Annotated in this window: 21 protein-coding genes and 1 pseudogene; 17 read left to right on the top strand and 5 right to left on the bottom strand. The window is 70.3% G+C overall.

Annotated features, from left to right (window positions below; genetic code table 11):
• Positions 1-166: 166 nt before the first annotated feature.
• From ruvC to ACFXGX_RS30235, 8 genes are all read left to right on the top strand, one after another.
• Positions 167-763 carry a crossover junction endodeoxyribonuclease RuvC gene (gene ruvC / locus ACFXGX_RS30270; protein ID WP_384797168.1) on the top strand — a complete coding sequence of 199 codons (597 nt, stop codon included), beginning with the start codon at positions 167-169 and terminating at the stop codon, positions 761-763.
• Positions 760-1,371: a Holliday junction branch migration protein RuvA gene (gene ruvA / locus ACFXGX_RS30265; RefSeq protein ID WP_384797165.1), complete on the top strand. Its 612-nt coding sequence runs from the start codon at positions 760-762 to the stop codon at positions 1,369-1,371. The genes ruvC and ruvA overlap by 4 nt, the downstream gene beginning before the upstream one ends.
• A 97-nt stretch (positions 1,372-1,468) precedes the next feature.
• Complete coding sequence (gene ruvB, locus ACFXGX_RS30260) at positions 1,469-2,563, top strand: Holliday junction branch migration DNA helicase RuvB (protein WP_384797162.1); 1,095 nt, start codon at positions 1,469-1,471, stop codon at positions 2,561-2,563.
• A gap of 174 nt (positions 2,564-2,737) precedes the next feature.
• On the top strand, positions 2,738-3,271 hold the full coding sequence (gene yajC / locus ACFXGX_RS30255) for a preprotein translocase subunit YajC (protein WP_384797159.1): 534 nt from the start codon (positions 2,738-2,740) through the stop codon (positions 3,269-3,271).
• A gap of 141 nt (positions 3,272-3,412) precedes the next feature.
• Positions 3,413-5,167, top strand: coding sequence for a protein translocase subunit SecD (secD, locus tag ACFXGX_RS30250; RefSeq protein ID WP_384797210.1), 1,755 nt, complete (start codon positions 3,413-3,415; stop codon positions 5,165-5,167).
• A 1-nt stretch (position 5,168) separates the two neighbouring features.
• A complete protein-coding gene (secF, locus tag ACFXGX_RS30245; protein ID WP_384797156.1) occupies positions 5,169-6,290 on the top strand; it encodes a protein translocase subunit SecF in 1,122 nt (373 codons plus the stop codon).
• Positions 6,287-6,826, top strand: a complete 540-nt coding sequence (locus tag ACFXGX_RS30240) for an adenine phosphoribosyltransferase (protein ID WP_355774788.1) — start codon at positions 6,287-6,289, stop codon at positions 6,824-6,826. Before secF ends, ACFXGX_RS30240 begins: the two co-directional genes overlap by 4 nt.
• A gap of 230 nt (positions 6,827-7,056) precedes the next feature.
• Complete coding sequence (locus tag ACFXGX_RS30235) at positions 7,057-9,621, top strand: RelA/SpoT family protein (RefSeq protein ID WP_384797153.1); 2,565 nt, start codon at positions 7,057-7,059, stop codon at positions 9,619-9,621.
• A 78-nt stretch (positions 9,622-9,699) separates the two neighbouring features.
• Here ACFXGX_RS30235 and ACFXGX_RS30230 read toward each other — a convergent pair whose 3' ends face one another.
• Positions 9,700-10,929: a DUF349 domain-containing protein gene (locus tag ACFXGX_RS30230; RefSeq protein ID WP_384797150.1), complete on the bottom strand. Its 1,230-nt coding sequence runs from the start codon at positions 10,927-10,929 to the stop codon at positions 9,700-9,702.
• A gap of 135 nt (positions 10,930-11,064) precedes the next feature.
• The gene (locus ACFXGX_RS30225) at positions 11,065-11,913 is read right to left on the bottom strand and encodes a peptidylprolyl isomerase (protein WP_384797147.1); all 849 of its coding nucleotides are present in this window, start codon (positions 11,911-11,913) and stop codon (positions 11,065-11,067) included.
• Between the two features lie 179 nt (positions 11,914-12,092).
• On the opposite strand from ACFXGX_RS30225, the gene ACFXGX_RS30220 reads away from it, so the two are divergent.
• Together ACFXGX_RS30220 and hisS are read left to right on the top strand one after the other, a co-directional pair.
• Positions 12,093-12,815, top strand: coding sequence for an MBL fold metallo-hydrolase (locus ACFXGX_RS30220; protein WP_384797144.1), 723 nt, complete (start codon positions 12,093-12,095; stop codon positions 12,813-12,815).
• A gap of 10 nt (positions 12,816-12,825) precedes the next feature.
• Positions 12,826-14,091 (top strand): histidine--tRNA ligase, encoded by a 1,266-nt coding sequence (gene hisS / locus ACFXGX_RS30215; protein ID WP_384797141.1) that lies wholly within the window; start codon positions 12,826-12,828, stop codon positions 14,089-14,091.
• 73 nt (positions 14,092-14,164) lie between these two features.
• On the opposite strand, the gene ACFXGX_RS30210 is transcribed toward hisS, so the two are convergent.
• Positions 14,165-15,010 (bottom strand): ABC transporter permease, encoded by an 846-nt coding sequence (locus ACFXGX_RS30210; protein WP_384797138.1) that lies wholly within the window; start codon positions 15,008-15,010, stop codon positions 14,165-14,167.
• Positions 15,007-15,873: an ABC transporter ATP-binding protein gene (locus tag ACFXGX_RS30205; RefSeq protein WP_355768196.1), complete on the bottom strand. Its 867-nt coding sequence runs from the start codon at positions 15,871-15,873 to the stop codon at positions 15,007-15,009. Before ACFXGX_RS30205 ends, ACFXGX_RS30210 begins: the two co-directional genes overlap by 4 nt.
• 138 nt (positions 15,874-16,011) lie before the next feature.
• On the opposite strand from ACFXGX_RS30205, the gene ACFXGX_RS30200 reads away from it, so the two are divergent.
• From ACFXGX_RS30200 to rpsD, 3 genes are all read left to right on the top strand, one after another.
• Positions 16,012-16,653 carry a vitamin K epoxide reductase family protein gene (locus ACFXGX_RS30200; protein WP_384797134.1) on the top strand — a complete coding sequence of 214 codons (642 nt, stop codon included), beginning with the start codon at positions 16,012-16,014 and terminating at the stop codon, positions 16,651-16,653.
• A 68-nt stretch (positions 16,654-16,721) separates the two neighbouring features.
• Positions 16,722-18,077, top strand: coding sequence for a replication-associated recombination protein A (locus ACFXGX_RS30195; RefSeq protein ID WP_384797131.1), 1,356 nt, complete (start codon positions 16,722-16,724; stop codon positions 18,075-18,077).
• Positions 18,078-18,400: 323 nt separating this feature from the next.
• A complete protein-coding gene (gene rpsD / locus ACFXGX_RS30190) occupies positions 18,401-19,015 on the top strand; it encodes a 30S ribosomal protein S4 (protein WP_328556643.1) in 615 nt (204 codons plus the stop codon).
• Positions 19,016-19,054: 39 nt separating this feature from the next.
• On the opposite strand, the gene ACFXGX_RS30185 is transcribed toward rpsD, so the two are convergent.
• On the bottom strand, positions 19,055-21,223 hold the full coding sequence (locus tag ACFXGX_RS30185; RefSeq protein WP_384797127.1) for an ATP-binding protein: 2,169 nt from the start codon (positions 21,221-21,223) through the stop codon (positions 19,055-19,057).
• Positions 21,224-21,384: 161 nt separating this feature from the next.
• Between ACFXGX_RS30185 and ACFXGX_RS30180 the strand changes: the two genes are divergently transcribed.
• The 4 genes and pseudogenes from ACFXGX_RS30180 to ACFXGX_RS30165 form a co-directional block, all read left to right on the top strand.
• The gene (locus ACFXGX_RS30180; RefSeq protein ID WP_384797124.1) at positions 21,385-21,819 is read left to right on the top strand and encodes a DUF948 domain-containing protein; all 435 of its coding nucleotides are present in this window, start codon (positions 21,385-21,387) and stop codon (positions 21,817-21,819) included.
• Between the two features lie 7 nt (positions 21,820-21,826).
• Positions 21,827-22,183, top strand: coding sequence for a DUF6167 family protein (locus ACFXGX_RS30175; protein WP_384797121.1), 357 nt, complete (start codon positions 21,827-21,829; stop codon positions 22,181-22,183).
• Positions 22,183-24,855 (top strand): alanine--tRNA ligase, encoded by a 2,673-nt coding sequence (alaS, locus tag ACFXGX_RS30170; protein ID WP_384797118.1) that lies wholly within the window; start codon positions 22,183-22,185, stop codon positions 24,853-24,855. The genes ACFXGX_RS30175 and alaS overlap by 1 nt, the downstream gene beginning before the upstream one ends.
• A gap of 11 nt (positions 24,856-24,866) precedes the next feature.
• Positions 24,867-25,047, top strand: a pseudogene (locus ACFXGX_RS30165) (Holliday junction resolvase RuvX); the annotation flags it as partial.

Raw genomic sequence — 25,047 nt, 5'->3', positions numbered from 1 at the left:
CCGCCGGGTTTTGGGTCTCTGGCCCCCCGGGCGGCGGGGGTGGGCGGGGCGGCGGGGGCCCGCGTCCCCCCCCCCGGGCCCCCCGTCGCTCTGTCAGTGGCACCCGATAGCCTGCACGAACTGGGGAGACCCCCAGCGACGACCGGCGAGATCGAAGGAGGCCCGGGTGCGGGTGCTGGGTGTTGACCCCGGGTTGACCCGGTGCGGTGTCGGGGTGGTGGAGGGAGTCGCCGGGCGGCCCCTGACCATGCGCGGCGTCGGAGTCGTCCGCACCCCGGCGGACGCCGAGCTCGGTCTGCGCCTGGTCGCCGTCGAGCAGGGCATCGAGCAGTGGCTCGACGAGTACGAACCCGAATACGTCGCCGTGGAGCGGGTGTTCAGCCAGCACAACGTCCGGACCGTGATGGGCACCGCCCAGGCCAGCGCCGTCGCCATGCTCTGCGCGGCCCGCCGCGGCATCCCCGTCGCGCTGCACACCCCGAGCGAGGTCAAGGCAGCCGTCACCGGCAGCGGCCGCGCGGACAAGGCCCAGGTCGGCGCGATGGTCACCCGCCTGCTCCGGCTCTCCGAGCCGCCCAAGCCCGCCGATGCGGCGGACGCCCTCGCGCTCGCCATCTGTCACATCTGGCGCGCCCCGGCCCAGAACAGACTCCAGCAGGCCGCCGCGCGGATCGCGCCCGACCGGGCCGTCGCGCAGAACAGACTCCAGCAGGCCGCCGCCGCGCACGCCTCGCACCAAGCATCGAAAGGCCGTACCGCATGATCGCCTTCGTCAGCGGCCCGGTCGCCGCCCTCGCCCCCGACTCCGCGGTCGTCGAGGTCGGCGGCATCGGCATCTCCGTCCAGTGCACGCCGGGCACACTCGCCGGGCTCCGCACCGGACAGCAGGCCAGGCTCGCCACCTCCCTGGTCGTCCGCGAGGACTCGCTCACGCTGTACGGCTTCGCCGACGACGACGAGCGCCAGGTCTTCGAACTGCTCCAGACCGCGAGCGGAGTAGGCCCGCGCCTCGCCCAGGCGATGCTCGCCGTGCACGCCCCCGACGCCCTGCGCCGCGCCGTGTCCACCGGTGACGAGAAGGCGCTCATCGCCGTCCCCGGTATCGGCAAGAAGGGTGCCCAGAAGCTGCTGATCGAGCTCAAGGACCGGCTCGGCGAACCGCTCGGTCCCGGCGGCCCGGCCATCGGCACGGCGGTCACCGCGGGCTGGCGCGACCAGCTCCACGCCGCGCTCGTCGGCCTCGGGTACGCGACCCGCGAGGCCGACGAGGCGGTCGCCGCCGTCGCCCCGCAGGCCGAGGCCGCCGAGGGAACCCCGCAGGTCGGCCAGCTCCTGCGAGCCGCCCTGCAGACCCTGAACCGAGCCCGCTGAACGGCCCCGGCCCCCGGGCCGGGCGCGTGCCCCGGTGCGGCCCGCGCCCGGGTCACCGCCGACCGCCCCACCACGACGAGACCACGAGGCACCACCGATGAACTGGGACGACACGACAGACGAAGCCGCCGACGAGCGGCTCGTCGGACCCGCCGCCGAGCGGCTGGTGCGCTCGGTCGCCGACGGCGAGGACCAGGCCGTCGAGGCCGCGCTGCGCCCCAAGGACCTGGACGAGTTCATCGGCCAGGAGAAGGTGCGCGAGCAGCTCGACCTGGTCCTGCGGGCGGCCCGCGCGCGGGGGGCCACCGCGGACCACGTCCTGCTCTCCGGCGCCCCCGGTCTCGGCAAGACCACCCTTTCCATGATCATCGCGGCCGAGATGGGCGCCCCCATCCGCATCACCAGCGGCCCCGCCATCCAGCACGCCGGAGACCTCGCCGCGATCCTCTCCTCCCTCCAGGAGGGCGAGGTCCTCTTCCTCGACGAGATCCACCGCATGTCCCGGCCCGCCGAGGAGATGCTCTACATGGCGATGGAGGACTTCCGCGTCGACGTCATCGTCGGCAAGGGCCCCGGTGCCACCGCCATCCCGCTGGAACTGCCCCCGTTCACCCTGGTCGGCGCCACCACCCGCGCGGGACTGCTGCCCCCGCCGCTGCGCGACCGCTTCGGCTTCACCGCGCACATGGAGTTCTACGAACCCGCCGAGCTGGAGCGCGTCGTCCACCGCTCCGCCGGTCTCCTGGACGTCGAGATCGGCGCCGCGGGAGCCGCGGAGATCGCCGGCCGCTCCCGCGGCACGCCCCGCATCGCCAACCGCCTGCTGCGCCGCGTACGCGACTACGCGCAGGTCAGAGCGGACGGGATCATCACCCGGGAGATCGCCGCCGCGGCCCTGAAGGTCTACGAGGTCGACGCGCGCGGTCTCGACCGGCTCGACCGCGGGGTTCTCGAAGCCCTGATCAAGCTTTTCGGCGGCGGTCCTGTCGGATTGTCCACACTCGCTGTCGCTGTGGGGGAGGAGCGTGAGACCGTGGAGGAGGTCGCCGAGCCCTTCCTCGTACGAGAGGGACTCCTCGCCCGCACTCCCCGTGGCCGGGTGGCGACACCCGCGGCATGGGCACATCTCGGCCTCACGCCGCCCCGCCGGTCAACCGGCGGAAACGGACAAGAGGACCTGTTCGGGGCGTGACGGCGTGCGTACGGACCGGGGCAGGAACCCCGGTGCCATGCTGAGCGTTGTTCCCTGAGTGCGGACTCGCTTAGACTCCGCCGATGCCGCCCTAGCCGACGGCACACACCCCCCATGCATACCCCCATCCAGCAGGCCGCTCACCTTTGCGGTCGAAGAAGGAAGTCCCGACCCGTGAGTCTCTACACCCTTCTCCCCTTCATCGTGCTCATCGGGGCCATGTTCCTGATGACCCGGTCGGCCAAGAAGAAGCAGCAGCAGGCGGCTTCCATGCGCAACGAGCTGCAGCCCGGCTCCGGCGTGCGCACGATCGGCGGTATGTATGCCACCGTCAAGGAGGTCAACGAGGACACGGTTCTCCTTGACGCCGCCCCGGGTGTGGACCTGCTCTTCGCGAAGAACGCGATCGGTGCCGTCCTCACGGACGACGAGTACAACCGCATCGTCCACGGCGTCGAGCACGACCTGAAGGCCGACGGCACCGTCGTGCCGGACGACGCCTCCTCCCTCACCGAGACCGACGAGCCCGCCGCCGACGCCTCTTCCGACGCCTCCGACGACAAGCCCCTCGACCTCGGCAAGAAGGACCTGGCCGACAAGCCGGCCGAAGTGGCCGTCGAGCCGAAGGCCGTCGAGCCGAAGGCCGAAGAGGCCGTCGCCGACGAGGCGGAGTCGAAGAAGACCGACGGCGGGGCCGAAGCGAAGTAGTCACGAACCGGGAGCACGGCGCGATCCGCTCGCGCCCCACACCTCCCGGGACGTGCTGTTCTCGCACGGAGTCCCGACACCATGGCATGGCCGTCCACGCGCTCACCCGGCGCGAAGCGGCCCGAGAGGGAGTACGAGAAGGTGGCAGCACCGAAGAAGGGCCGGAGCGCGAGCGCCCAGAGCAGGCCGGGGCGCTCGCTGGCCCTGATCCTGATCGCCATCGCGGCGCTCACCGGAGGGATGTTCGCTTCCGGGCACACCACTCCGCGTCTCGGCATCGACCTCGCCGGCGGCACGAGCATCACGCTCACGGCGAAGAACGAGCCGGGTCAGCCCAACGCGATCAACAAGACCAACATGAACACCGCGGTCGACATCATGAACCGCCGTGTCAATGGTCTCGGTGTCTCCGAGGCCGAGGTTCAGACCCAGGGTTCCGACAACATCATTGTCAACATCCCCAAGGGCACGAACTCCGAGCAGGCCCGTAAGCAGGTCGGCACCACCGCCAAGCTGTACTTCCGTCCCGTGCTGGCCACCGAGGCCTCCGGGGCCGAGGCGTCGGCCACTCCGACGCCGAGTGCCTCCAGCAGCTCTTCCGCCACGTCCGGGGACAAGGCGACCTCGTCCTCCTCGTCCTCCGCGACGCCGTCGGCCTCCGCGACCACTCAGGGGCGCGTGGTCAGCGACGCCCTGAAGGCGGGCTCCTCGCCGTCCGCGAGCAGCACCCCGAGCTCCTCGTCCTCCGCGAACGCCTCGCCGTCCGCGAGCGTGGACCCCGCGACCGCCAAGCTCCAGGCCGCGTACGCCGCGCTCGACTGCAGTGACAAGGCGGTCCGTGCCAAGGCCGGCGCCGACGCCAAGCCGACCGAGCCGACCGTGGCCTGCGGCCAGGACAAGAACTCCTCCGGCGTGTGGCAGAAGTACGTCCTCGGCCCGGCCGAGGTGGCCGGCACGGACATCAAGAAGGCCGGCGCGGTCTTCGACACGCAGAGTGCCGCGGGCTGGAAGGTCACCATGGACTTCACGTCCGGTGGCTCCAAGAAGTTCGCCGCCATCACCGGCAAGCTCGCCCAGAACCAGCAGCCGCAGAACCAGTTCGCGATCGTCCTCGACGGCCAGGTCGTCTCCGACCCCTCCGTTGCCCAGTCGCTGAGCGGCAGCGCGGAGATCTCCGGCAGCTTCACCCAGACCGAGGCCCAGGACCTGGCCAACATGCTGAAGTACGGCGCTCTGCCGCTCAGCTTCAAGGAGTCCAGCGTCACCACGGTGACCGCCGCGCTCGGTGGCGAGCAGCTCCACGCCGGTCTGATCGCGGGCGCCATCGGCCTCGCCCTGGTCGTCCTCTACCTGGTGATCTACTACCGGGGCCTGTCGGTCATCGCCATCGCCTCCCTGGGCGTCTCGGCGATGCTCACGTACGTGCTCATGGCGCTGCTCGGCCCGGCCATCGGCTTCGCGCTGAACCTCCCGGCCGTCTGCGGTGCGATCGTCGCGATCGGTATCACGGCGGACTCGTTCATCGTGTTCTTCGAACGCATCCGGGACGAGATCCGCGAGGGCCGCACCCTGCGTCCGGCCGTCGAGCGCGCCTGGCCCCGTGCCCGTCGCACCATCCTGGTCTCCGACTTCGTGTCGTTCCTCGCCGCCGCGGTGCTCTTCATCGTCACCGTCGGCAAGGTCCAGGGCTTCGCGTTCACCCTCGGTCTGACCACGGTGCTCGACGTCGTCGTGGTGTTCTTCTTCACCAAGCCGCTGATGACCCTCCTCGCCCGCAGGAAGTTCTTCGCGGAGGGTCACCGCTGGTCCGGCCTCGACCCGAAGCGACTGGGCGCCAAGCCGCCGCTGCGCCGCACCCGTCGCGCGTCCGCCCCCGTCGACACGAAGGAGGCGTGAGATGTCGAAACTCGGCACCCTCGGCGCCCGGCTCCACCGCGGCGAGATCGGCTACGACTTCGTCGGCAAGCGCAAGATCTGGTACGGCGTCTCGATCCTGATCACCATCACGGCCATCCTCGGCCTGACGGTGCGCGGCCTGAACATGGGCATCGAGTTCCAGGGCGGCGCCGTCTTCACCACCACCGGGAGCAGCAGCGTCTCGGTGAGCCAGGCCGAGACGTTCGCGGAAGAGGCCTCCGGCCACGACGCGGTCGTCCAGGGGCTCGGCAAGGGCGGCCTGCGCATCCAGATCGCCGGCATCGACACCGACAAGTCCGACACGATCAAGCAGAAGCTCGCCGCGGACCTGAAGGTCGACCCCGAGGACCTCAACGCCGACCTCGTCGGTCCGAGCTGGGGTGACCAGATCGCCAACAAGGCCTGGGAGGGCCTGGCGATCTTCATGGTCCTGGTCGTGATCTATCTGGCGATCGCCTTCGAGTGGCGCATGGCCATCGCGGCCCTGGTCGCCCTGATCCACGACATCACCATCACGGTCGGCATCTATGCCCTGGTCGGCTTCGAGGTCACCCCGGGCACCGTGATCGGTCTGCTCACGATCCTCGGTTACTCGCTCTACGACACGGTCGTCGTCTTCGACAGCCTCAAGGAGCAGACGAAGGGCATCACCAAGCAGACCCGCTGGACCTACAGCGAGGTCGCCGACCGCTCGATCAACGGCACCCTGGTGCGCTCCATCAACACCACGGTGGTCGCGCTGCTGCCGGTCGCCGGCCTGCTGTTCATCGGCGGCGGCGTGCTCGGCGCCGGTATGCTCAACGACATCTCGCTGTCGCTGTTCGTCGGTCTCGCGGCCGGTGCGTACTCCTCGATCTTCATCGCCACGCCGCTCGTCGCCGACCTCAAGGAGCGCGAGCCGGAGATGAAGGCCCTGCGCAAGCGGGTCCTCGCCAAGCGCGCCCAGGCGGCCGCCAAGGGCGAGTCCCTGGAGCCGCAGGCCGCCGAGCCGGCGTACGAGGACGACGAGACGGACGATGCCACCCCGGCGGTCGTCGGCCCCCGCAACCAGCCCGCGTCCCGCGCCCGCGGCCGTGGCCGGCCCTCGGGAAAGCGCCGATGACCGGCATCGAAGAGCTGCTGACCAGCCGGATCCGTGACGTGGCCGACTACCCGGAGCCGGGAGTGATGTTCAAGGACATCACCCCGCTCCTGGCCGATCCGGCCGCGTTCGCCGCCCTGACCGGCGCCCTGGCGGACATCGCCGTGCGCAACGGCGCCACCAAGATCGTCGGTCTGGAGGCCCGCGGCTTCATCCTCGGAGCCCCGGTCGCCGTCCACGCCGGGATCGGCTTCATCCCCGTGCGCAAGGCGGGCAAGCTCCCCGGAGCGACCCTGTCGCAGGCGTACGACCTGGAGTACGGCTCCGCCGAGATCGAGGTGCACGCCGAGGACCTGAGCGGAGCCGACCGCGTCCTCGTCGTCGACGACGTCCTCGCCACCGGCGGCACCGCCGAGGCCTCGCTCCAGCTCATCCGTAGGGCGGGCGCCGAGGTCGCGGGCGTCGCCGTACTGATGGAGCTCGGCTTCCTGGGCGGCCGCGGCCGTCTGGAGCCGGCACTCGCGGGAGCTCCCCTGGAGGCGCTCCTGACGGTCTGAGGACCGCGCGCGGTTACCCGGGGGTACGACCCCCGGCAAGGCCCCCGAAAGGCCTGAGGCACCCGTAGGACACCCTGGAGGCGGGCCCGGAGGAATCCGGCGTCCGCCTCCGGCGTTCTCCCAGTACGAGGCCGCCCACGGCGGCCGACAGCGAGTCCGGCACGAAGGATCGCTACCATGGGGTTTCCGGAGCCTGACCGGGGGACCCGGATCGCGCACGAGGAGCCCTCTTGCCAGACGAGGCCCAGCCACTCGCCCCCAGCGCGGAACGCCTGGGGCGAACCGCCTCCACCCAGCCCGAGCCCGCCTCGGGCGCCGCGGAGAAGCCCGCGCTGAACGGAGCGAGCGGGCAGGTCGAGCACGCCCAGTCCGCGCCCGACGGCACGGCGGCCGAGGCGTCGCGTCCCAAACCGGCCCCGCCCGAGCGCCCCGCGAACACCCCGGCGGTCCGGCCCGCGGCAGCCCAGCCCACCCGCTCCGGTGGCTCCTCCAACCGCGTCCGGGCCCGCCTCGCCCGTCTCGGCGTCCAGCGCTCGAACCCGTACAACCCGGTGCTCGAACCGCTGCTGCGGATAGTGCGCAGCAACGACCCCAAGATCGAGACGTCCACGCTCCGGCAGATCGAGAAGGCGTACCAGGTCGCCGAGCGCTGGCACCGGGGCCAGAAGCGCAAGAGCGGCGACCCGTACATCACGCACCCGCTCGCCGTCACCACCATCCTCGCCGAGCTGGGCATGGACCCGGCGACACTCATGGCCGGTCTCCTGCACGACACGGTCGAGGACACCGAGTACGGCCTGGACCAGCTCCGCCGTGACTTCGGCGACTCCGTGGGCCTCCTCGTCGACGGCGTCACCAAGCTGGACAAGGTCAAGTTCGGCGAGGCCGCCCAGGCCGAGACCGTGCGCAAGATGGTCGTCGCGATGGCCAAGGACCCGCGCGTCCTGGTCATCAAGCTCGCCGACCGGCTGCACAACATGCGCACCATGCGCTATCTCAAGCGCGAGAAGCAGGAGAAGAAGGCGCGCGAGACCCTGGAGATCTACGCGCCGCTCGCCCACCGCCTGGGCATGAACACCATCAAGTGGGAACTGGAGGACCTCGCCTTCGCGATCCTCTACCCCAAGATGTACGACGAGATCGTGCGCCTGGTCGCCGAGCGCGCCCCCAAGCGCGACGAGTACCTCGCCATAGTGACCGACGAGGTCCAGTCCGACCTGCGCGCGGCCCGCATCAAGGCGACCGTCACCGGCCGCCCGAAGCACTACTACAGCGTCTACCAGAAGATGATCGTCCGCGGCCGTGACTTCGCGGAGATCTACGACCTGGTGGGCATCCGCGTCCTCGTGGACACCGTCCGCGACTGCTACGCGGCACTCGGCACCGTGCACGCGCGATGGAACCCGGTCCCCGGCCGGTTCAAGGACTACATCGCGATGCCGAAGTTCAACATGTACCAGTCGCTGCACACGACGGTCATCGGCCCCAACGGCAAGCCCGTCGAACTCCAGATCCGTACGTTCGACATGCACCGCCGCGCCGAGTACGGCATCGCCGCGCACTGGAAGTACAAGCAGGAGACCGTCGCCGGGTCCTCCAAGATCCGCACCGACGTGCCCCGGGCGGCCAAGGGCAGCGCCGGCCAGGACACCGTCAACGACATGGCGTGGCTGCGCCAGCTCCTCGACTGGCAGAAGGAGACCGAGGACCCCAGCGAGTTCCTGGAGTCCCTGCGCTTCGACCTGTCGCGCAACGAGGTCTTCGTCTTCACGCCGAAGGGCGACGTCATAGCGCTTCCGGCGGGTGCGACACCGGTGGACTTCGCGTACGCGGTCCACACGGAGGTCGGCCACCGGACCATAGGAGCACGGGTCAACGGACGCCTCGTGCCGCTCGAGTCCACCCTGGACAACGGCGATCTGGTGGAGGTCTTCACCTCCAAGGCGGCCGGCGCGGGCCCCTCCCGCGACTGGCTCGGCTTCGTGAAGTCGCCGCGCGCCCGCAACAAGATCCGCGCGTGGTTCTCCAAGGAACGCCGCGACGAGGCGATCGAGCACGGCAAGGACGCCATCGCCCGCGCGATGCGCAAGCAGAACCTGCCCATCCAGCGGATCCTCACCGGCGACTCCCTGGTCACCCTCGCGCACGAGATGCGCTACCCCGACATCTCGTCGCTGTACGCGGCGATCGGCGAGGGCCATGTCACCGCCCAGAGCGTCGTCCAGAAGCTCGTGCAGGCACTCGGCGGAGAGGAGGCGGCCACCGAGGAGATCGACGAGGCCGTACCGTCCGCGCGGGGCCGGGGCCGCAAGCGCCGCAGCAACAACGACCCCGGTGTGGTCGTCAAGGGCGTCGACGACGTGTGGGTCAAGCTCGCCCGCTGCTGCACGCCGGTGCCGGGCGACCCGATCATCGGATTCGTCACCCGCGGCAGCGGCGTCTCGGTCCACCGCAGCGACTGCGTGAACGTCGACTCGCTCTCGCGCGAACCCGAGCGCATCCTCGAGGTCGAGTGGGCGCCCACCCAGTCCTCGGTCTTCCTGGTCGCCATTCAGGTCGAGGCCCTGGACCGGTCCCGGCTGCTGTCGGACGTCACCCGCGTCCTGTCCGACCAGCACGTCAACATCCTGTCCGCGGCCGTCCAGACCTCCCGCGACCGCGTCGCCACCTCCCGGTTCACCTTCGAGATGGGCGACCCCAAGCACCTGGGACACGTCCTGAAGGCCGTACGGGGCGTCGAGGGCGTCTACGACGTGTACCGCGTGACATCGGCCCGCAGGCCCTCCGAGGCCTGACGCCGGAGACAGATGAAGGGGCTCCCGTACGGTGCGTACGGGAGCCCCTTCACCTGGGTCGCATGGGTGCGGCGGGTATCAGCCGCCGAACTCCTGAAGCCCCTTCAGCGCCTGGTCCAGCAGCGCCTGACGGCCGTCCAGCTCCCTCTGGAGCTTGTCGGCCTTCGCGGTGTTGCCCGCGGAGCGCGCCGCCTCGATCTGGCCCTGGAGCTTGTCGACGGCGGCCTGGAGCTGACCGGTCAGACCCTCGGCACGCGCGCGTGCCTCCGGGTTCGTCCGGCGCCACTCCGTCTCCTCCGACTCCTGGAGAGCCCGCTCCACCGCGTGCATCCGGCCCTCGACCTTCGGGCGGGCGTCGCGCGGCACGTGGCCGATGGCCTCCCAGCGCTCGTTGATGGAGCGGAAGGCCGCACGGGCCGCCTTCAGATCCCCCACCGGGACGAGCTTCTCGGCCTCCTCGACCAGCTCCTCCTTGAGCTTCAGGTTCTCCGTCTGCTCCGCGTCGCGTTCGGCGAACACCGAACCGCGCGCCGCGAAGAACACGTCCTGGGCGCCGCGGAAGCGGTTCCACAGGTCGTCCTCGTGCTCGCGCTGGGCGCGGCCCGCGGCCTTCCAGTCCGCCATCAGCTCGCGGTAACGGGCCGCCGTCGGGCCCCAGTCCGCCGATCCGGACAGCGACTCGGCCTCGGCGACCAGCTTCTCCTTGGTCTTACGGGCCTCCTCGCGCTGCGCGTCCAGTGACGCGAAGTGCGCCTTGCGCCGCTTGGAGAACGCCGAGCGGGCGTGCGAGAAGCGGTGCCACAGCTCGTCGTCCGACTTGCGGTCGAGTCGCGGCAGCCCCTTCCACGTGTCCACCAGCGCGCGCAGCCGCTCACCGGCGGCCCGCCACTGGTCGCTCTGCGCCAGCTCCTCCGCCTCGACGACCAGCGCCTCCTTGGAGTGCCGCGCCTCGTCGGACTGCTTGGCCCGCTGGACCTTGCGCTCCTCACGGCGCGCGTCGACGGTCGCCACGAGCTTGTCCAGCCGCACCTTCAGCGCGGCCAGATCACCGACCGCGTGGTGGGCGTCCACCTGCTCGCGGATGTGATCGATGGCGGTCTGGGCGTCCTTCGCCGACAGGTCGGTGGTCTTCACTCGCTTTTCGAGGAGGCCGATCTCGACAACCAGGCCTTCGTACTTGCGCTCGAAGTAGGCCAGCGCCTCATCAGGGGTGCCTGCCTGCCAGGAGCCGACGACCTGTTCGCCGTCGGCCGTACGCACGTACACGGTCCCCGTCTCATCGACGCGGCCCCACGGGTCGCTGCTCACAGCGCCTCCTCCACATGATGCCTGTGGGGGGCTTCGGAGCCCCCTGGCATCGTCCACAGTTTCGTCACGGCCAACATAGGCGACCAGCGGGTTGCCTGTCCGCATCCCGCGCGACCGAAGTTCCCCGGTTGACGGTCAGGACTTCGTGACGGTCGCCTTGTTGATCACCACGGTCGCGTTCGGTGCGGTGTTGCCCGTCTGAGGATCGGCGGCCTGCGCACCGGCGGCCGCGATCTTCTTGAGGATCTTCATCCCCGCGTCGGAAACCGTACCGAACGGTGTGTAGTCGGGCGGCAGCGGGCTGTCCTGATAGACGAGGAAGAACTGGCTGCCGCCGGTGTGGCGGCCCTTCTGTGTCTGGGCGTTGTACTGGTTCGCCATCGCGACGGTGCCCGCGGGGTACACGTTGCCCTTGAGGGTCTTGTCCTTGAGGTTCTCGTCCGGGATCGTGTAGCCCGGTCCGCCGGAGCCGGTGCCCTGCGGGTCACCGCACTGCAGCACGAAGATGCCCTCGGCGGTGAGCCGGTGGCACTTGGTGTGGTCGAAGTAGCCCTTGCCGGCGAGGAAGGCGAACGAGTTCACCGTGTGCGGGGCGGCCGACGCCTTGAGGGCGATGTCGATGTCGCCGCACGTCGTCGCCATCTTCATGGAGTAGGCGGCGGACTTGTCGATGGTGACCGCCGGCTCCTTCTTCCACGTGAGCGACTTCACCGCGCCCCCGGCCGGCTTCTCGCACGGATCGGGCGCCTTGCTCGGCGGCGTCGCGCTGGGCGTCGCCCCGGCGCCCGCGCTCGCCTTCTTGTCGTCGCTCTTGAAGAGCCCGGTCGCGTAGGCCGTCGCACCGCCCGCGACGACCACGCCGACGACCGCCGCGATCACCGCGTTGCGTGTTTGGTTCCTCCGTCGAGCGGATGTGCGGCGCTGCTGCTGTCGCAAGAACTTCTCCCGGGCGAGCTGACGCCGCCGCTGTTCCTGGCTGACCACCGGATTTCTCCTCGTGCGTCTCGTACGTCAAGTGGGACGCGTGCGTCGTATGAGCCGACCGCGCGCGTGTGCCCCGTACCGTATATGGGTTGGCTGAGGAATCGGCAGCGCCGGTAGGCTCTGATCCACAGCCACCCGCCCGTACGACACTCGCGCGTACGCCACCACGAAGGACGATCGTGCTCATTGCCGGGTTCCCCGCCGGGGCCTGGGGGACCAACTGTTACCTGGTCGCCCCCGCCGCGGGTGAGGAGTGCGTGATCATCGACCCGGGCCATCAGGCCGCCCAGGGAGTCGAGGAAGCACTCAAGAAGCATCGGCTCAAGCCCGTCGCGGTCATCCTCACCCATGGACACATCGACCACGTCGCCTCGGTCGTCCCGGTGTGCGGAGCGCACGACGTTCCGGCCTGGATCCACCCCGAGGACCGGTACATGATGAGCGACCCCGGGAAGGCGCTCGGCCGCTCCATCGGAATGCCGCTGATGGGCGAGCTGACCGTGGGGGAGCCCGACGACGTGCGGACGCTGACCGACGGCGCGGAGCTGAAGCTGGCGGGACTCGATCTCTCCGTCGCGCACGCGCCCGGCCATACGAAGGGGTCGGTGACGTTCCGGATGCCCGAGAGCGCGGACATCCCGTCCGTGTTCTTCTCCGGGGATCTGCTCTTCGCCGGCTCCATCGGACGCACCGACCTGCCGGGCGGCGACATGGACGAGATGCTCGACTCGCTGGGCCGCGTGTGCCTGCCGCTCGGCGACTCGACCGTGGTGCTGTCCGGCCACGGCCCCCAGACGACCATCGGCCAGGAGCGCGCCACCAACCCGTATCTGCGGCAGGTGGCGGCGAGCCGCCAGGAACGCGGGGCGGACCCGAACTCCGCTCCACGACGAGGAATGTGACAAGACTTCCGTGAGCACCTTCAGGGCCCCCAAGGGCACGTACGACCTCATCCCGCCGGACAGCGCCAAGTACCTCGCGGTCCGCGAGGCCATCGCGGCCCCGCTGCGCAACTCCGGCTACGGCTACATCGAGACGCCCGGTTTCGAGAACGTCGAGCTGTTCGCCCGCGGTGTCGGTGAGTCCACCGACATCGTGACCAAGGAGATGTACGCCTTCGAGACCAAGGGCGGCGACAGGCTGGCGCTGCGCCCCGAGGGCACCGCCTCCGTGCTGCGCGCGGCCCTCGAGGCCAACCTGCACAAGGCGGGCAACCTCCCCGTCAAGCTCTGGTACTCGGGCTCGTACTACCGCTACGAGCGTCCCCAGAAGGGCCGTTACCGCCACTTCTCCCAGGTGGGCGCCGAGGCGATCGGAGCCGAGGACCCGGCGCTCGACGCCGAGCTCATCATCCTGGCGGACCAGGCGTACCGCTCGCTGGGCCTGCGGAACTTCCGCATCCTGCTGAACAGCCTGGGCGACAAGGAGTGCCGTCCCGTCTACCGGGCCGCGCTGCAGGACTTCCTGCGCGGCCTGGACCTCGACGAGGAGACGATGCGCCGCGCGGAGATCAACCCGCTGCGTGTGCTCGACGACAAGCGCGAGGACGTCCAGAAGCAGCTCGGCGGCGCGCCGCTGCTGCGCGACTACCTGTGCGACGGCTGCAAGGCGTACCACGAGGAGGTGCGCGACCTGATCACGGCCGCGGGCGTCTCCTTCGAGGACGACCCGAAGCTGGTGCGCGGTCTGGACTACTACACGCGGACCACCTTCGAGTTCGTGCACGACGGTCTCGGCTCGCAGTCAGCGGTCGGCGGCGGTGGCCGTTACGACGGGCTGTCCGAGATGATCGGCGGCCCCGAGCTGCCGTCCGTCGGCTGGGCGCTGGGCGTCGACCGTACGGTGCTGGCGCTGGAGGCGGAGGGTGTGGAGCTCGAACTCCCCGCGGCCACCAGTGTGTTCGCGGTGCCGCTCGGGGAGGAGGCCCGCCGCAGGCTGTTCGGCGTGGTCACCGAACTGCGCAGGGCCGGTGTCGCCGCCGACTTCTCGTACGGCGCGAAGGGGCTCAAGGGCGCGATGAAGAACGCGAACCGCAGCGGGGCCCGCTTCACGATCGTCGCCGGTGAGCGGGATCTCGCCGAGGGCGTCGTACAGCTCAAGGACATGGAGTCCGGGGAGCAGACGGCGGTCGCGGTCGACGAGGTCGTGTCCGAACTGCGTTCGCGCCTGGGCCGATGAGGCCGCTCCCGTCCCGGTGGGTCTCCCACCGGGACGGGAGCGCCGGTCGTCGGCCTCCGGCGTGCCGGAGTCGTCAGCCGTCGCGCCGGTTCTTCCAGCGGAACGTCAGCAGGCACAGCAGCAGTCCTCCGACGCACCACGCCCCGAGCACCAGCGCGATCCGCCCGAACTCCCAGTCGCCCGCCTGCTCCAGGACCTTCGCGGAGTCGGGCAGGAACACCCCGCGCAGCCCCTGGCACATCCACTTGAGGGGGAACAGCGCGCCGATGTTCAGCATCCAGTCCGGGATGGTGTCGACGGAGATGTAGACGCCGGAGATGAACTGGAGGACGAGGAAGGGCAGAACGACCACCGACGTGGCGCTCTTGCCCGACTTCGGGACCGAACTGATCGCGATGCCGAGCAGGGCGCAGGCCGTCAGACCCAGGACGAAGATCCAGCCGAAGTCCGCCCACTTGCCGGGATCGGAGGGCAGGTCGACGTCGTACAGCGTGGTGCCGACGGCGAGCAGGATCGCCGTCTCCAGGGCGCCGGTCACCAGAACCAGCCATATCTTGCCGAAGAAGTACGCGGCCGGCGGCATCGGTGTGCCGCGCAGCCGGCGCAGCACCTTCTCGTCGCGTTCGATCGCGATGGAGATGCCGAGGGACTGGAAGCTGGTCGACATGATGCCCGCGGCCATCATCGCGGGGACGTAGAGCTGGGAGGCGGTGATGCCCGCGCCCTTCACGTCGTCGCTGAAGATCGACGCGAACAGGAACAGGAAGACGACCGGGAAGGCGAAGGTGAACACCACCTGGTCCCGCTGCCGGAAGAACTGCTTGAGCTCCAGGCCGCCGTGGCGCAGTCCGAGCCCCCAGGCGCCGGGCAGCCGGCCGGACGCGTCCTTCGTGCCCGGCCGTACGTCGGTCGTGGTCATCGCGCGTCCTCCAGGCCGGTCAGTCGCAGATAGACGTCCTCCAGGGTGGGGCGGCTCACCCGCAGTCCCGGGATCTCCCCGTCGAAGCGGCGGATGAGCTCGGCGACCGTCTTCGTGGGTGTGTCCGTGCGCTCGCCGCGCGGGCTGCCGTCGGCCTCCGTCCATTCGACCGTGGCCTCGCTGCCGAACCGCTCGCGCAGCGCGGCCGGTTCGCCCTCGGCGACGACCCGGCCCCGCGCGATCACCGCCAGCCGGTCCGCGAGGGCCTCGGCCTCCTCCAGGTAGTGCGTGGTCAGCAGGATGGTCGTGCCCTCGTCGGCCAGCTTTCGGATCAGCTCCCAGAACTGCCGTCGCGCCGCCGGGTCGAAGCCCGTGGTCGGCTCGTCCAGGAGCAGCAGCTCGGGCCCGCCGATCACCCCGAGGGCCACATCGAGCCGCCGGCGCTGACCGCCCGAGAGCGACTTGATCCTGCTGCCCGCCTTCGCCTCCAGACCGACCAGACCGATGACCTCCTCGGGGTCACGGGGATTCGGGTAATAACGGGAGAAATGCCGCACGGTCTCGCCCACCGTCAACTCGGCGGGCGCGGATTCGTCCTGCCAGACGATTCCGACGCGTGAGCGCCACGCGCGCGTGGCCGTCGCCGGGTCCGAGCCGAGCACGGAGACCTCGCCCGCGTCCCGCCGGCGATTGCCCTGGAGGATCTCCACGGTGGTGCTCTTGCCCGCTCCGTTGGGTCCGAGCAGCCCGAACACCTCGCCCTGCCGGATGCCCAGATCGATACCGTCGACCGCGGTCACGTCGCCGTACTGCTTGCGCAGCCCCCGTACGTCCACCGCGAGCCGATCCGCGTGAGTTGTCATGCGGACGAGCATCTCCCCGAACCGAACCTTCCGGGGCGACCGTGCGTACCTTCTTATGTCCACCGAACGGTGGACGGCCGGGCGGGTGCGGCACAATGAGCCTGCCCGCAGGCTCCTCGAAACTACGGAAACGGCGTGATGAACAAGACGACAGTCAAGGACGTCCCGACCGGTCAGGAACGCCCTGCCGCCACCCCGGCGCGGACGGCCGGCGGCAGCCGTGCCCTCGCGGTGCTGCTGGTGATCACGGGTGCGGCCGGTCTCCTTGCCGCGTGGGTCATCACGATCGACAAGTTCAAGCTGTTGGAGAACCCGAACTTCGTTCCGGGCTGCAGCCTGAACCCGGTCGTCTCCTGCGGCAACATCATGAAGAGCGAGCAGGCAGCGGCCTTCGGCTTCCCGAACCCCATGATGGGGCTCGTCGCCTACGGCATCGTGATCTGCGTCGGCATGAGCCTGCTCGCCCGGGCGACCTTCCCGCGCTGGTACTGGCTGACCTTCAACGCGGGCACGCTCTTCGGCGTCGCGTTCTGCACCTGGCTCCAGTTCCAGTCGCTGTACCGGATCAACTCGCTCTGCCTGTGGTGCAGCCTGGCCTGGGTCGCCACGATCATCATGTTCTGGTACGTGACGTCCTTCAACGTCCGTAACGGCTTCCTGCCCGCCCCGGGCTGGCTCAAGGGCTTCTTCGGCGAGTTCACCTGGGTCCTGCCGACGCTGCACATCGGCATCATCGGCATGCTGATCCTGACCCGCTGGTGGGACTTCTGGACGAGCTGACGGGCCGGTCGCGACCGCGGTCCACGGCCCGGGAGGGATTGTCGGTGGTGTGACATAGGGTTTCGGACGTGGAGCCCGACCTGTTCACCGCCGCCGCAGAAGAACGCCAGGAGAAGGACCCGTCCAGCAGCCCCCTGGCCGTACGGATGCGCCCGCGCACCCTCGACGAGGTCGTGGGGCAGCAGCATCTGCTGAAGCCGGGCTCTCCCTTGCGCAGACTCGTCGCCGAGGGGAGCGGCGGCCCGGCCGGACCGTCCTCGGTGATCCTCTGGGGGCCGCCGGGCACCGGCAAGACCACCCTCGCGTACGTCGTCTCCAAGGCCACCGACAAGCGGTTCGTGGAACTCTCCGCGATCACCGCGGGCGTCAAGGAGGTGCGCGCGGTCATCGAGGGCGCGCGCCGCGCCACCGGCGGGTACGGCAAGGAGACCGTCCTCTTCCTGGACGAGATCCACCGCTTCAGCAAGGCCCAGCAGGACTCCCTGCTCCCGGCCGTGGAGAACCGCTGGGTGACCCTGATCGCCGCGACCACCGAGAACCCGTACTTCTCGGTGATCTCGCCGCTGCTCTCCCGCTCCCTCCTGCTGACCCTCGAACCGCTCACCGACGACGATCTGCGCGGCCTGCTGTGCCGGGCGCTCACCTCGGAGCGCGGCCTCAAGGACTCCGTGGCCCTGCCCGGCGACACCGAGAACCATCTGCTGCGCATCGCCGGCGGCGACGCCCGCCGTGCCCTGACCGCCCTGGAGGCCGCGGCCGGCGCGGCGCTCGACAAGGGCGAGCCGGAGATCACCCTCCAGACGCTGGAGGCGACGGTCGACCGCGCCGCCGTGGCGTACGACCGCGACGGCGACCAGCACTACGACGTGGCGAGCGCGCTCATCAAGTCCATCCGCGGCTCCGACGTGGACGCCGCCCTGCACTACCTGGCCCGGATGATCGATGCGGGTGAGGACCCCCGGTTCATCGCCCGGCGCCTGATGATCTCCGCCAGCGAGGACATCGGCCTCGCCGACCCGAACGCGCTGCCCATGGCCGTGGCGGCCGCGCAGGCCGTCGCGATGATCGGCTTCCCGGAGGCCGCGCTCACCCTCAGCCACGCCACCATCGCCCTCGCGCTGGCCCCGAAGTCCAACGCCGCGACGACCGCCATCGGCGCCGCGCTGGAGGACGTGCGCAAGGGACACGCGGGTCCGGTGCCGGCCCACCTGCGCGACGGGCACTACAAGGGCGCGGCCAAGCTCGGGCACGCCCAGGGGTACGTGTACCCGCACGACCTGCCCGAGGGCATCGCGGCCCAGCAGTACGCGCCCGAGGAGCTCACGGACCGGGAGTACTACACCCCGACCCGGCACGGCGCCGAGGCGCGGTACGCCGACGCGGTGGAATGGACCAGGAAGCGCCTCGGTAGAGGGCGCTCCTGAGCACCCTGTAACATGGCTCGGAGCGCTGCGTCCCGCGTCCGGCTCCGGTCGGCATCACCCAACGGGACATGCAGCCGGAACCCCGACACCGTACTCGTACGACGAGGGGATCCAGGAGCGTCGCGCACCGTCGAAGGTGTCGCGGGCTGCCCACCACCACTCGGTTTCCGGGAACGGTCGGTGGGCTACTCGTGTGCTGCACGTATGTGCCCAGACCAGGGAGCGGCTGCCCGGCAGGCCCATCAGGGCCCGCAGGGTTTCCCAGGCTGCGGATGCGACCTCCTTAACCCGGGTGAGCCGGTATAAGGAAAGAGATACAGACAGTGGCGAATCAGTCCCGCCCCAAGGTCAAGAAGTCGCGTGCCCTCGGCATCGCGCTGACCCCGAAGGCCGTCAAGTACTTCGAGGCCCGCCCCTACCCGCCGGGCGAGCACGGCCGTGGCCGCAAGCAGAACTCGGACTACAAGGTCCGTCTGCTCGAGAAGCAGCGTCTGCGCGCGCAGTACGACGTGTCCGAGCGCCAGCTCGTCCGCGCCTACGAGCGTGCCGCCAAGACGCAGGGCAAGACCGGTGAGGCTCTGGTCATCGAGCTGGAGCGTCGTCTCGACGCGCTGGTCCTTCGTTCGGGCATCGCCCGCACGATCTACCAGGCCCGCCAGATGGTCGTTCACGGCCACATCGAGGTCAACGGCCAGAAGGTCGACAAGCCCTCGTTCCGCGTCCGTCCCGACGATGTCGTGATGGTCCGCGAGCGCAGCCGCAGCAAGACGCTGTTCGAGGTTTCCCGCGCCGGTGGCTTCGCCCCCGACGGTGAGACCCCGCGCTACCTCCAGGTGAACCTCCCGGCCCTGGCGTTCCGCCTGGACCGTGAGCCGAACCGCAAGGAGATCCCGGTGATCTGCGACGAGCAGCTCGTCGTCGAGTACTACGCCCGCTGATCTTCTTACAGCGGACGCGGTACCACCTACGCGTCGGCGTCAGCCCGTCGTCTCCCCGCCCTTCGAGGTGGGCGAGACGGCGGGCTTTCGCACATCCGGGGGCAGCCTGCGCGGCGAGGGCACCGCACCGAGCGGCGGCACCCCGGCCCCGCCCAGCGCGCGGGCGACCGCCGCGTCCTGCCCGAGCAGCCCGCCCGCCCGTACGCACTCCTCGTACCGCTCGTCGCCCAGCTCCTGCCGGGCAAGGGCCGCGCAGCGCTCGTGCGGCGCGTTGTAGTACGCCGAGCCGAACAGCGGCAGACCCACCGACGGCCACATGCGCGACGCCGCCCCCTGGAGCACCGCGCCCTCGGCCGCGTCGCCCTCCACCACCGTGACCAGGGCGAGCAGTTCGACCGCGAGAACGGCGCCGAGCAGATCGTGGAAGCTGTGCGCGATACCGAGGCCCTGCTCCAGCAGACCGCGCGCCCGCGCCTGATCGCCCTCGACCTGGGCCTGGTACGCGAGGACGTACAGCGCGTACGCCAGCGCCCAGCGCTCACCGTGGTCCTCGCAGACCCCGCGGACGTCCTCGCACAGTTTCACCGCGCCCGGCATGTCGCCCTGGAAGGCGAGAGCCATGGCCAGTTCGATCTGGCCCATCAGCACATTGCTGTTGAGCTCGCCGATCTCGTGATAGCGGTCCAGCGCCGAGCGCAGCAGCTTCTCGGCGCGCGCCATGTCGTCCGTGACCAGGGCCAGACAGCCGGTGCGATGCTCGGCGTACGCGACCGCGACGGCGTTCTCGCAGCGCTCCGCCTCGTCGCGGCACTCCTGGAGCGCGGACAGCGCGGGCACCGAGTCCCCCTGGAGGACCGCCACATAGCCGAGCACCCACAGGGCCTTCAGCCGTGACTGGTCGCGGTCGCCGTCGAGCTCGACACTGCGCTCCAGCCAGTGCCGCCCCTCCGAGAGGCGGCCGCAGCCGACCCAGTAGAACCACAGGGCGCCCGCCAGATACTGGCCCAGATGCGCCTCGTCGGGTTCGCCGAGCGAATACTCCAGCGCGCAGCGCAGATTCGGCAGTTCCGTCTCGACGCGCACCGCCACCTCGGCCTGCCGCGGCGAGAACCAGTCCAGCTCGCACCACGTCACCAGGCCCATGTACCAGTCGCGGTGGCGACGGCGCAGCCGCTCCGCGTCGCCCGTCGCCGTCAGCCAGTGCGCGCCGTAGGCCCGGACCGTGTCCAGCATCCGGTAGCGCACGCCGGCCGCGGTCTCCTCGCGCGACAACACCGACTGCGCGAGCAGTTCGCCGAGCACGTCCAGGACGTCGTCGGCGTGCAGTCCGTCCCCGCTGCACACGTACTCCGCGGCTTCCAGGTCGAACTGCCCGGCGAACACCGAGAGGCGTGCCCACAGCAGCCGTTCGCCCGGCGTGCACAGTTCGTGGCTCCAGCCGATCGCCGTCCGCAGGGTCTGGTGCCGCGGCGGCGCGTCGCGCACACCGCCGGTCAGCAGCCGGAACCGGTCCTCCAGGCGGGCGAGCAACTGCGCGGGGGAGAGGGCGCCGACGCGCCCCGCCGCCAGTTCCAGCGCCAGCGGGATCCCGTCCAATCGCCGGCACAGCTCCAGGACGTCGGACCTGTTCCCCTCGTCCAGCGCGAAGCCGGGCACGCGGGCAGCCGCCCGGTCCGCGAACAGCTCCATCGCCTCCGTCTCGGCCAGCGGGGCCAGCGGGAACACCCGCTCGCCCGCGAGCCCCAGCGGTCTGCGGCCCACGGCCAGCACCCGCAGTCCGGGCGCCCGCCGCAGCAACTCGCCCACCAGCGAGGCACTCACGTCGACCAGGTGCTCGAAGCCGTCCAGGACCAGCAGGAGCCGGCGCCCGGCGACATGGTCGAGCAGCATCCGGCGCGGCGGCTTCGCCGTGTGGTCCGTCAGACCGAGGGCCTCGGCCACGGCGTACTCGACGAGTCCCGGGTCGTGCACCGCGGACAGGTCCACGTGCCACACCCCGTCGAGCGGGTCAGTCCCCGCCGCCGCGTGCGTGGCGAACCGGGTCTTGCCGACGCCTCCCATGCCGGTCACGGTGACCAGCCGGACCGCCTCCAGCGCCTCGGCCAGCCGCGCGAGCTCGGCGGAACGCCCCACGAACGCGTCGAGTTCCAGGGGCAGATTGCCGGGTACCGCAGGACCGGAGTGTCGGACGGGATGAGAACGCTGCATGAGATACGGAGCGTACTGACCCGTTAGCGCTCCGTACAATCGGTTCGCGCAACTCCACACTCCGGAGCGGATAAATGCGGTACGGAGCCCCGGCCCCGGCGCGATAGGCTCGGGTGACGACTTTTCGATGTGCAGGCACACAGTCAGGGAGCGGGTGCACAGTGTCCGGTGGTGAGGTGGCCGGGATCCTGGTGGCCGTCTTCTGGGCGATCCTGGTCTCCTTCCTCGCCGTCGCGCTGGTGAGGCTGGCCCAGACGCTCAGGGCGACCACCAAGCTCGTGGCGGACGTGACCGACCAGGCCGTCCCGCTCCTGGCCGACGCCTCGGCCGCGGTGCGCTCCGCGCAGACGCAGATCGACCGGGTCGACGCCATCGCGTCGGACGTCCAGGAGGTCACGTCGAACGCCTCGGCGCTGTCGACGACCGTCGCCTCCACGTTCGGCGGCCCGCTGGTCAAGGTCGCGGCGTTCGGGTACGGCGTGCGCCGGGCCATCGGAGGCCGTCGTGAGAATGTGCCCGACAAAGCGTCCCGGCGTACCGTGATCGTGGGCCGCACCGTCCCGTCCACGCGGCGGGGAAAGCGGAAGAAGGACTGACGCAGCGATGTTCCGCCGTACGTTCTGGTTCACCGCGGGCGCAGCCGCGGGTGTATGGGCCACCACCAAGGTCAACCGCAAGCTCAGGCAGCTCACCCCCGAGAGCCTCGCGGCGCAGGCCGCGAACAAGGCGATCGACGCGGGTCACCGCCTCAAGGAGTTCGCGCTCGACGTCCGCGACGGGATGGCCCAGCGAGAGGCCGAACTCGGCGAGGTGCTCGGTCTGAACGCGGACCCGGATCCCGAACTGCCCACCCAGCGCCGTATCGCCGCGATCGGCGGCGGCGAGCAGTCGGGCGACAACAAGCAGATCAAGTACATCGACAACACGACGTACACGTACAACCGGAATGAGGACCACTGATGGAGTCGGCTGAAATCCGCCGCCGCTGGTTGAGCTTCTACGAGGAGCGCGGTCACACCGTCGTCCCTTCGGCGTCGCTCATCGCGGACGACCCGACTCTGCTCCTGGTCCCCGCCGGCATGGTCCCCTTCAAGCCGTACTTCCTCGGTGAGGTCAAGGCCCCCTGGGCGCGCGCCACCAGCGTGCAGAAGTGCGTGCGCACGCCCGACATCGAAGAGGTCGGCAAGACCACGCGCCACGGCACGTTCTTCCAGATGTGCGGCAACTTCTCCTTCGGTGACTACTTCAAGGAAGGGGCCATCACCTACGCCTGGGAGCTGCTCACCTCGCCCCAGGACAAGGGTGGTTACGGCCTCGACCCCGAGCGTCTGTGGATCACGGTCTACCTCGACGACGACGAGGCCGAGACCATCTGGCGCGACAAGATCGGCGTCCCGGCCGAGCGCATCCAGCGCCTGGGCAAGAAGGACAACTACTGGTCCATGGGCGTCCCGGGCCCCTGTGGTCCGTGCTCCGAGATCAACTACGACCGCGGTCCGGAGTTCGGCGTCGAGGGCGGCCCGGCCGTCAACGACGAGCGCTACGTGGAGATCTGGAACCTGGTCTTCATGCAGTACGAGCGCGGCGAGGGCACCTCGAAGGACGACTTCGAGATCCTCGGCGACCTGCCCAGCAAGAACATCGACACCGGCCTCGGCCTCGAGCGCCTCGCCATGATTCTGCAGGGCGTGCAGAACATGTACGAGATCGACACCTCCATGGCCGTCATCAAGAAGGCCACCGAGCTGACGGGTGTCGAGTACGGCAGCACCCACGCTTCCGACGTGTCGCTGCGTGTGGTCACCGACCACATGCGCACCTCCGTGATGCTCATCGGCGACGGTGTGAGCCCCGGCAACGAGGGCCGCGGCTATGTGCTGCGCCGCATCATGCGCCGCGCCATCCGCAACATGCGCCTGCTCGGCGCCACCGGACCGGTCGTCAAGGACCTCATCGACGTCGTGATCGCGATGATGGGACAGCAGTACCCGGACCTGGTCAGCGACCGGCAGCGGATCGAGACCGTCGCCCTCGCCGAGGAGGCCGCCTTCCTCAAGACGCTGAGGGCCGGCACGAACATCCTCGACACGGCCATCACGGACACCAAGGAGATCGGCGGCACGGTTCTCGCCGGCGACAAGGCTTTCCTGCTCCACGACACCTGGGGCTTCCCGATCGACCTCACCCTCGAAATGGCCGCCGAACAGGGCCTGTCGGTGGACGAGGACGGTTTCCGCCGCCTGATGAAGGAGCAGCGGGACAAGGCCAAGGCCGACGCCCGCGCCAAGAAGTCCGGCCACGCGGACGTCGGCGCCTACCGTCAGATCGCCGACGCCGCCGGTGAGACCGACTTCGTCGGGTACGACGGCACCGAGGCCGAGTCGACGATCGTCGGCATCCTCGTGGACGGCGTCTCCTCGCCGGCCGCCACCGAGGGCGACGAGGTCGAGATCGTCCTCGACCGCACCCCCTTCTACGCGGAGGGCGGCGGCCAGATCGGTGACACCGGCCGCATCCGGGTCGAGTCCGGTGCCGTCATCGAGATCCGCGACTGCCAGAAGCCCGTCCCGGGCGTGTACGTCCACAAGGGCGTCGTCCAGGTCGGCGAGGTCACCGTCGGCGCCAAGGCCCAGGCCGTCATCGACGTACGCCGTCGTACGGCCATCGCCCGCGCCCACTCGGCCACGCACCTCACGCACCAGGCGCTGCGCGACGCCCTCGGTCCGACGGCCGCCCAGGCCGGTTCCGAGAACCAGCCCGGCCGCTTCCGTTTCGACTTCGGCTCCCCGTCCGCCGTCCCGACGGCCGTGATGACGGACGTCGAGCAGCAGATCAACGAGGTGCTCGCCCGCGACCTGGACGTGCACGCCGAGATCCTGAGCCTCGACGAGGCCAAGAAGCAGGGCGCCATCGCCGAGTTCGGCGAGAAGTACGGCGAGCGCGTCCGCGTCGTGACCATCGGCGACTTCTCCAAGGAGCTGTGCGGCGGCACCCACGTGCACAACACCTCCCAGCTCGGACTGGTGAAGCTGCTCGGCGAGTCGTCCATCGGCTCCGGCGTGCGGCGCATCGAGGCCCTGGTCGGCGTCGACGCGTACAACTTCCTGGCCCGTGAGCACACGGTCGTCGCCCAGCTCCAGGAACTGGTCAAGGGCCGCCCGGAGGAGCTTCCGGAGAAGATCTCCGCCATGCTCGGCAAGCTGAAGGACGCCGAGAAGGAGATCGAGAAGTTCCGCGCGGAGAAGGTCCTCCAGGCCGCCGCCGGTCTCGTCGAGTCCGCCAAGGACGTCAACGGAGTGGCCCTGGTCACCGGTCAGGTCCCGGACGGCACGGGCGCCGACGACCTGCGCAAGCTGGTCCTCGACGTGCGCGGCCGCATCCAGGGCGGACGGGCCGCCGTCGTGGCCCTGTTCACGGTCGTGGGCGGCAAGCCCCTGACGGTCATCGCCACCAACGAGCCCGCCCGCGAGCGCGGTCTGAAGGCCGGCGAGCTGGTCCGTGGCGCCGCCAAGACCCTCGGTGGCGGCGGTGGCGGCAAGCCGGACGTCGCCCAGGGCGGAGGCCAGAACGCGGCCGCCGTCGGCGAGGCCATCGACGCGGTCCAGCGCCTCGTCGCCGAGACGGCCAAGTAAGGGCAGCGGACATGCGCAGAGGACGTCGGCTCGCGATCGACGTCGGGGACGCCCGGATCGGGGTCGCCGCGTGCGCCCCCCACGGGGTCCTCGCGACCCCCGGGGAGCGGTCTCGTATACACAAATCCGAGCCCACCAGACCGCGCTTGATCGGGGGTTGGGGGGGGGGGGGGGTGTGGGCGAGAGTGGGCC

Origin of the sequence: Streptomyces sp. NPDC059371 (genome assembly GCF_042751995.1) — a bacterium.
In the GTDB taxonomy this organism is placed as follows: Bacteria; Actinomycetota; Actinomycetes; order Streptomycetales; family Streptomycetaceae; genus Streptomyces.
The sequence above is the reverse complement of the archived record's forward strand: the minus strand, read 5'-3'. Positions and strand labels throughout refer to the sequence as shown.

Bases quoted from the DNA above. Each gene is read 5' to 3' on its own strand.
- ACFXGX_RS30175 (WP_384797121.1), top strand. From the start codon at position 21,827: ATGTTCCGCCGTACGTTCTGGTTCACCGCGGGCGCAGCCGCGGGTGTA.
- alaS (WP_384797118.1), top strand. From the start codon at position 22,183: ATGGAGTCGGCTGAAATCCGCCGCCGCTGGTTGAGCTTCTACGAGGAG.
- ACFXGX_RS30200 (WP_384797134.1), top strand. From the start codon at position 16,012: ATGAACAAGACGACAGTCAAGGACGTCCCGACCGGTCAGGAACGCCCT.
- ACFXGX_RS30185 (WP_384797127.1), bottom strand. From the start codon at position 21,223: ATGCAGCGTTCTCATCCCGTCCGACACTCCGGTCCTGCGGTACCCGGC.
- ruvA (WP_384797165.1), top strand. From the start codon at position 760: ATGATCGCCTTCGTCAGCGGCCCGGTCGCCGCCCTCGCCCCCGACTCC.
- ruvB (WP_384797162.1), top strand. From the start codon at position 1,469: ATGAACTGGGACGACACGACAGACGAAGCCGCCGACGAGCGGCTCGTC.
- ACFXGX_RS30210 (WP_384797138.1), bottom strand. From the start codon at position 15,010: ATGACCACGACCGACGTACGGCCGGGCACGAAGGACGCGTCCGGCCGG.
- ACFXGX_RS30240 (WP_355774788.1), top strand. From the start codon at position 6,287: ATGACCGGCATCGAAGAGCTGCTGACCAGCCGGATCCGTGACGTGGCC.
- ACFXGX_RS30205 (WP_355768196.1), bottom strand. From the start codon at position 15,873: ATGACAACTCACGCGGATCGGCTCGCGGTGGACGTACGGGGGCTGCGC.
- secF (WP_384797156.1), top strand. From the start codon at position 5,169: ATGTCGAAACTCGGCACCCTCGGCGCCCGGCTCCACCGCGGCGAGATC.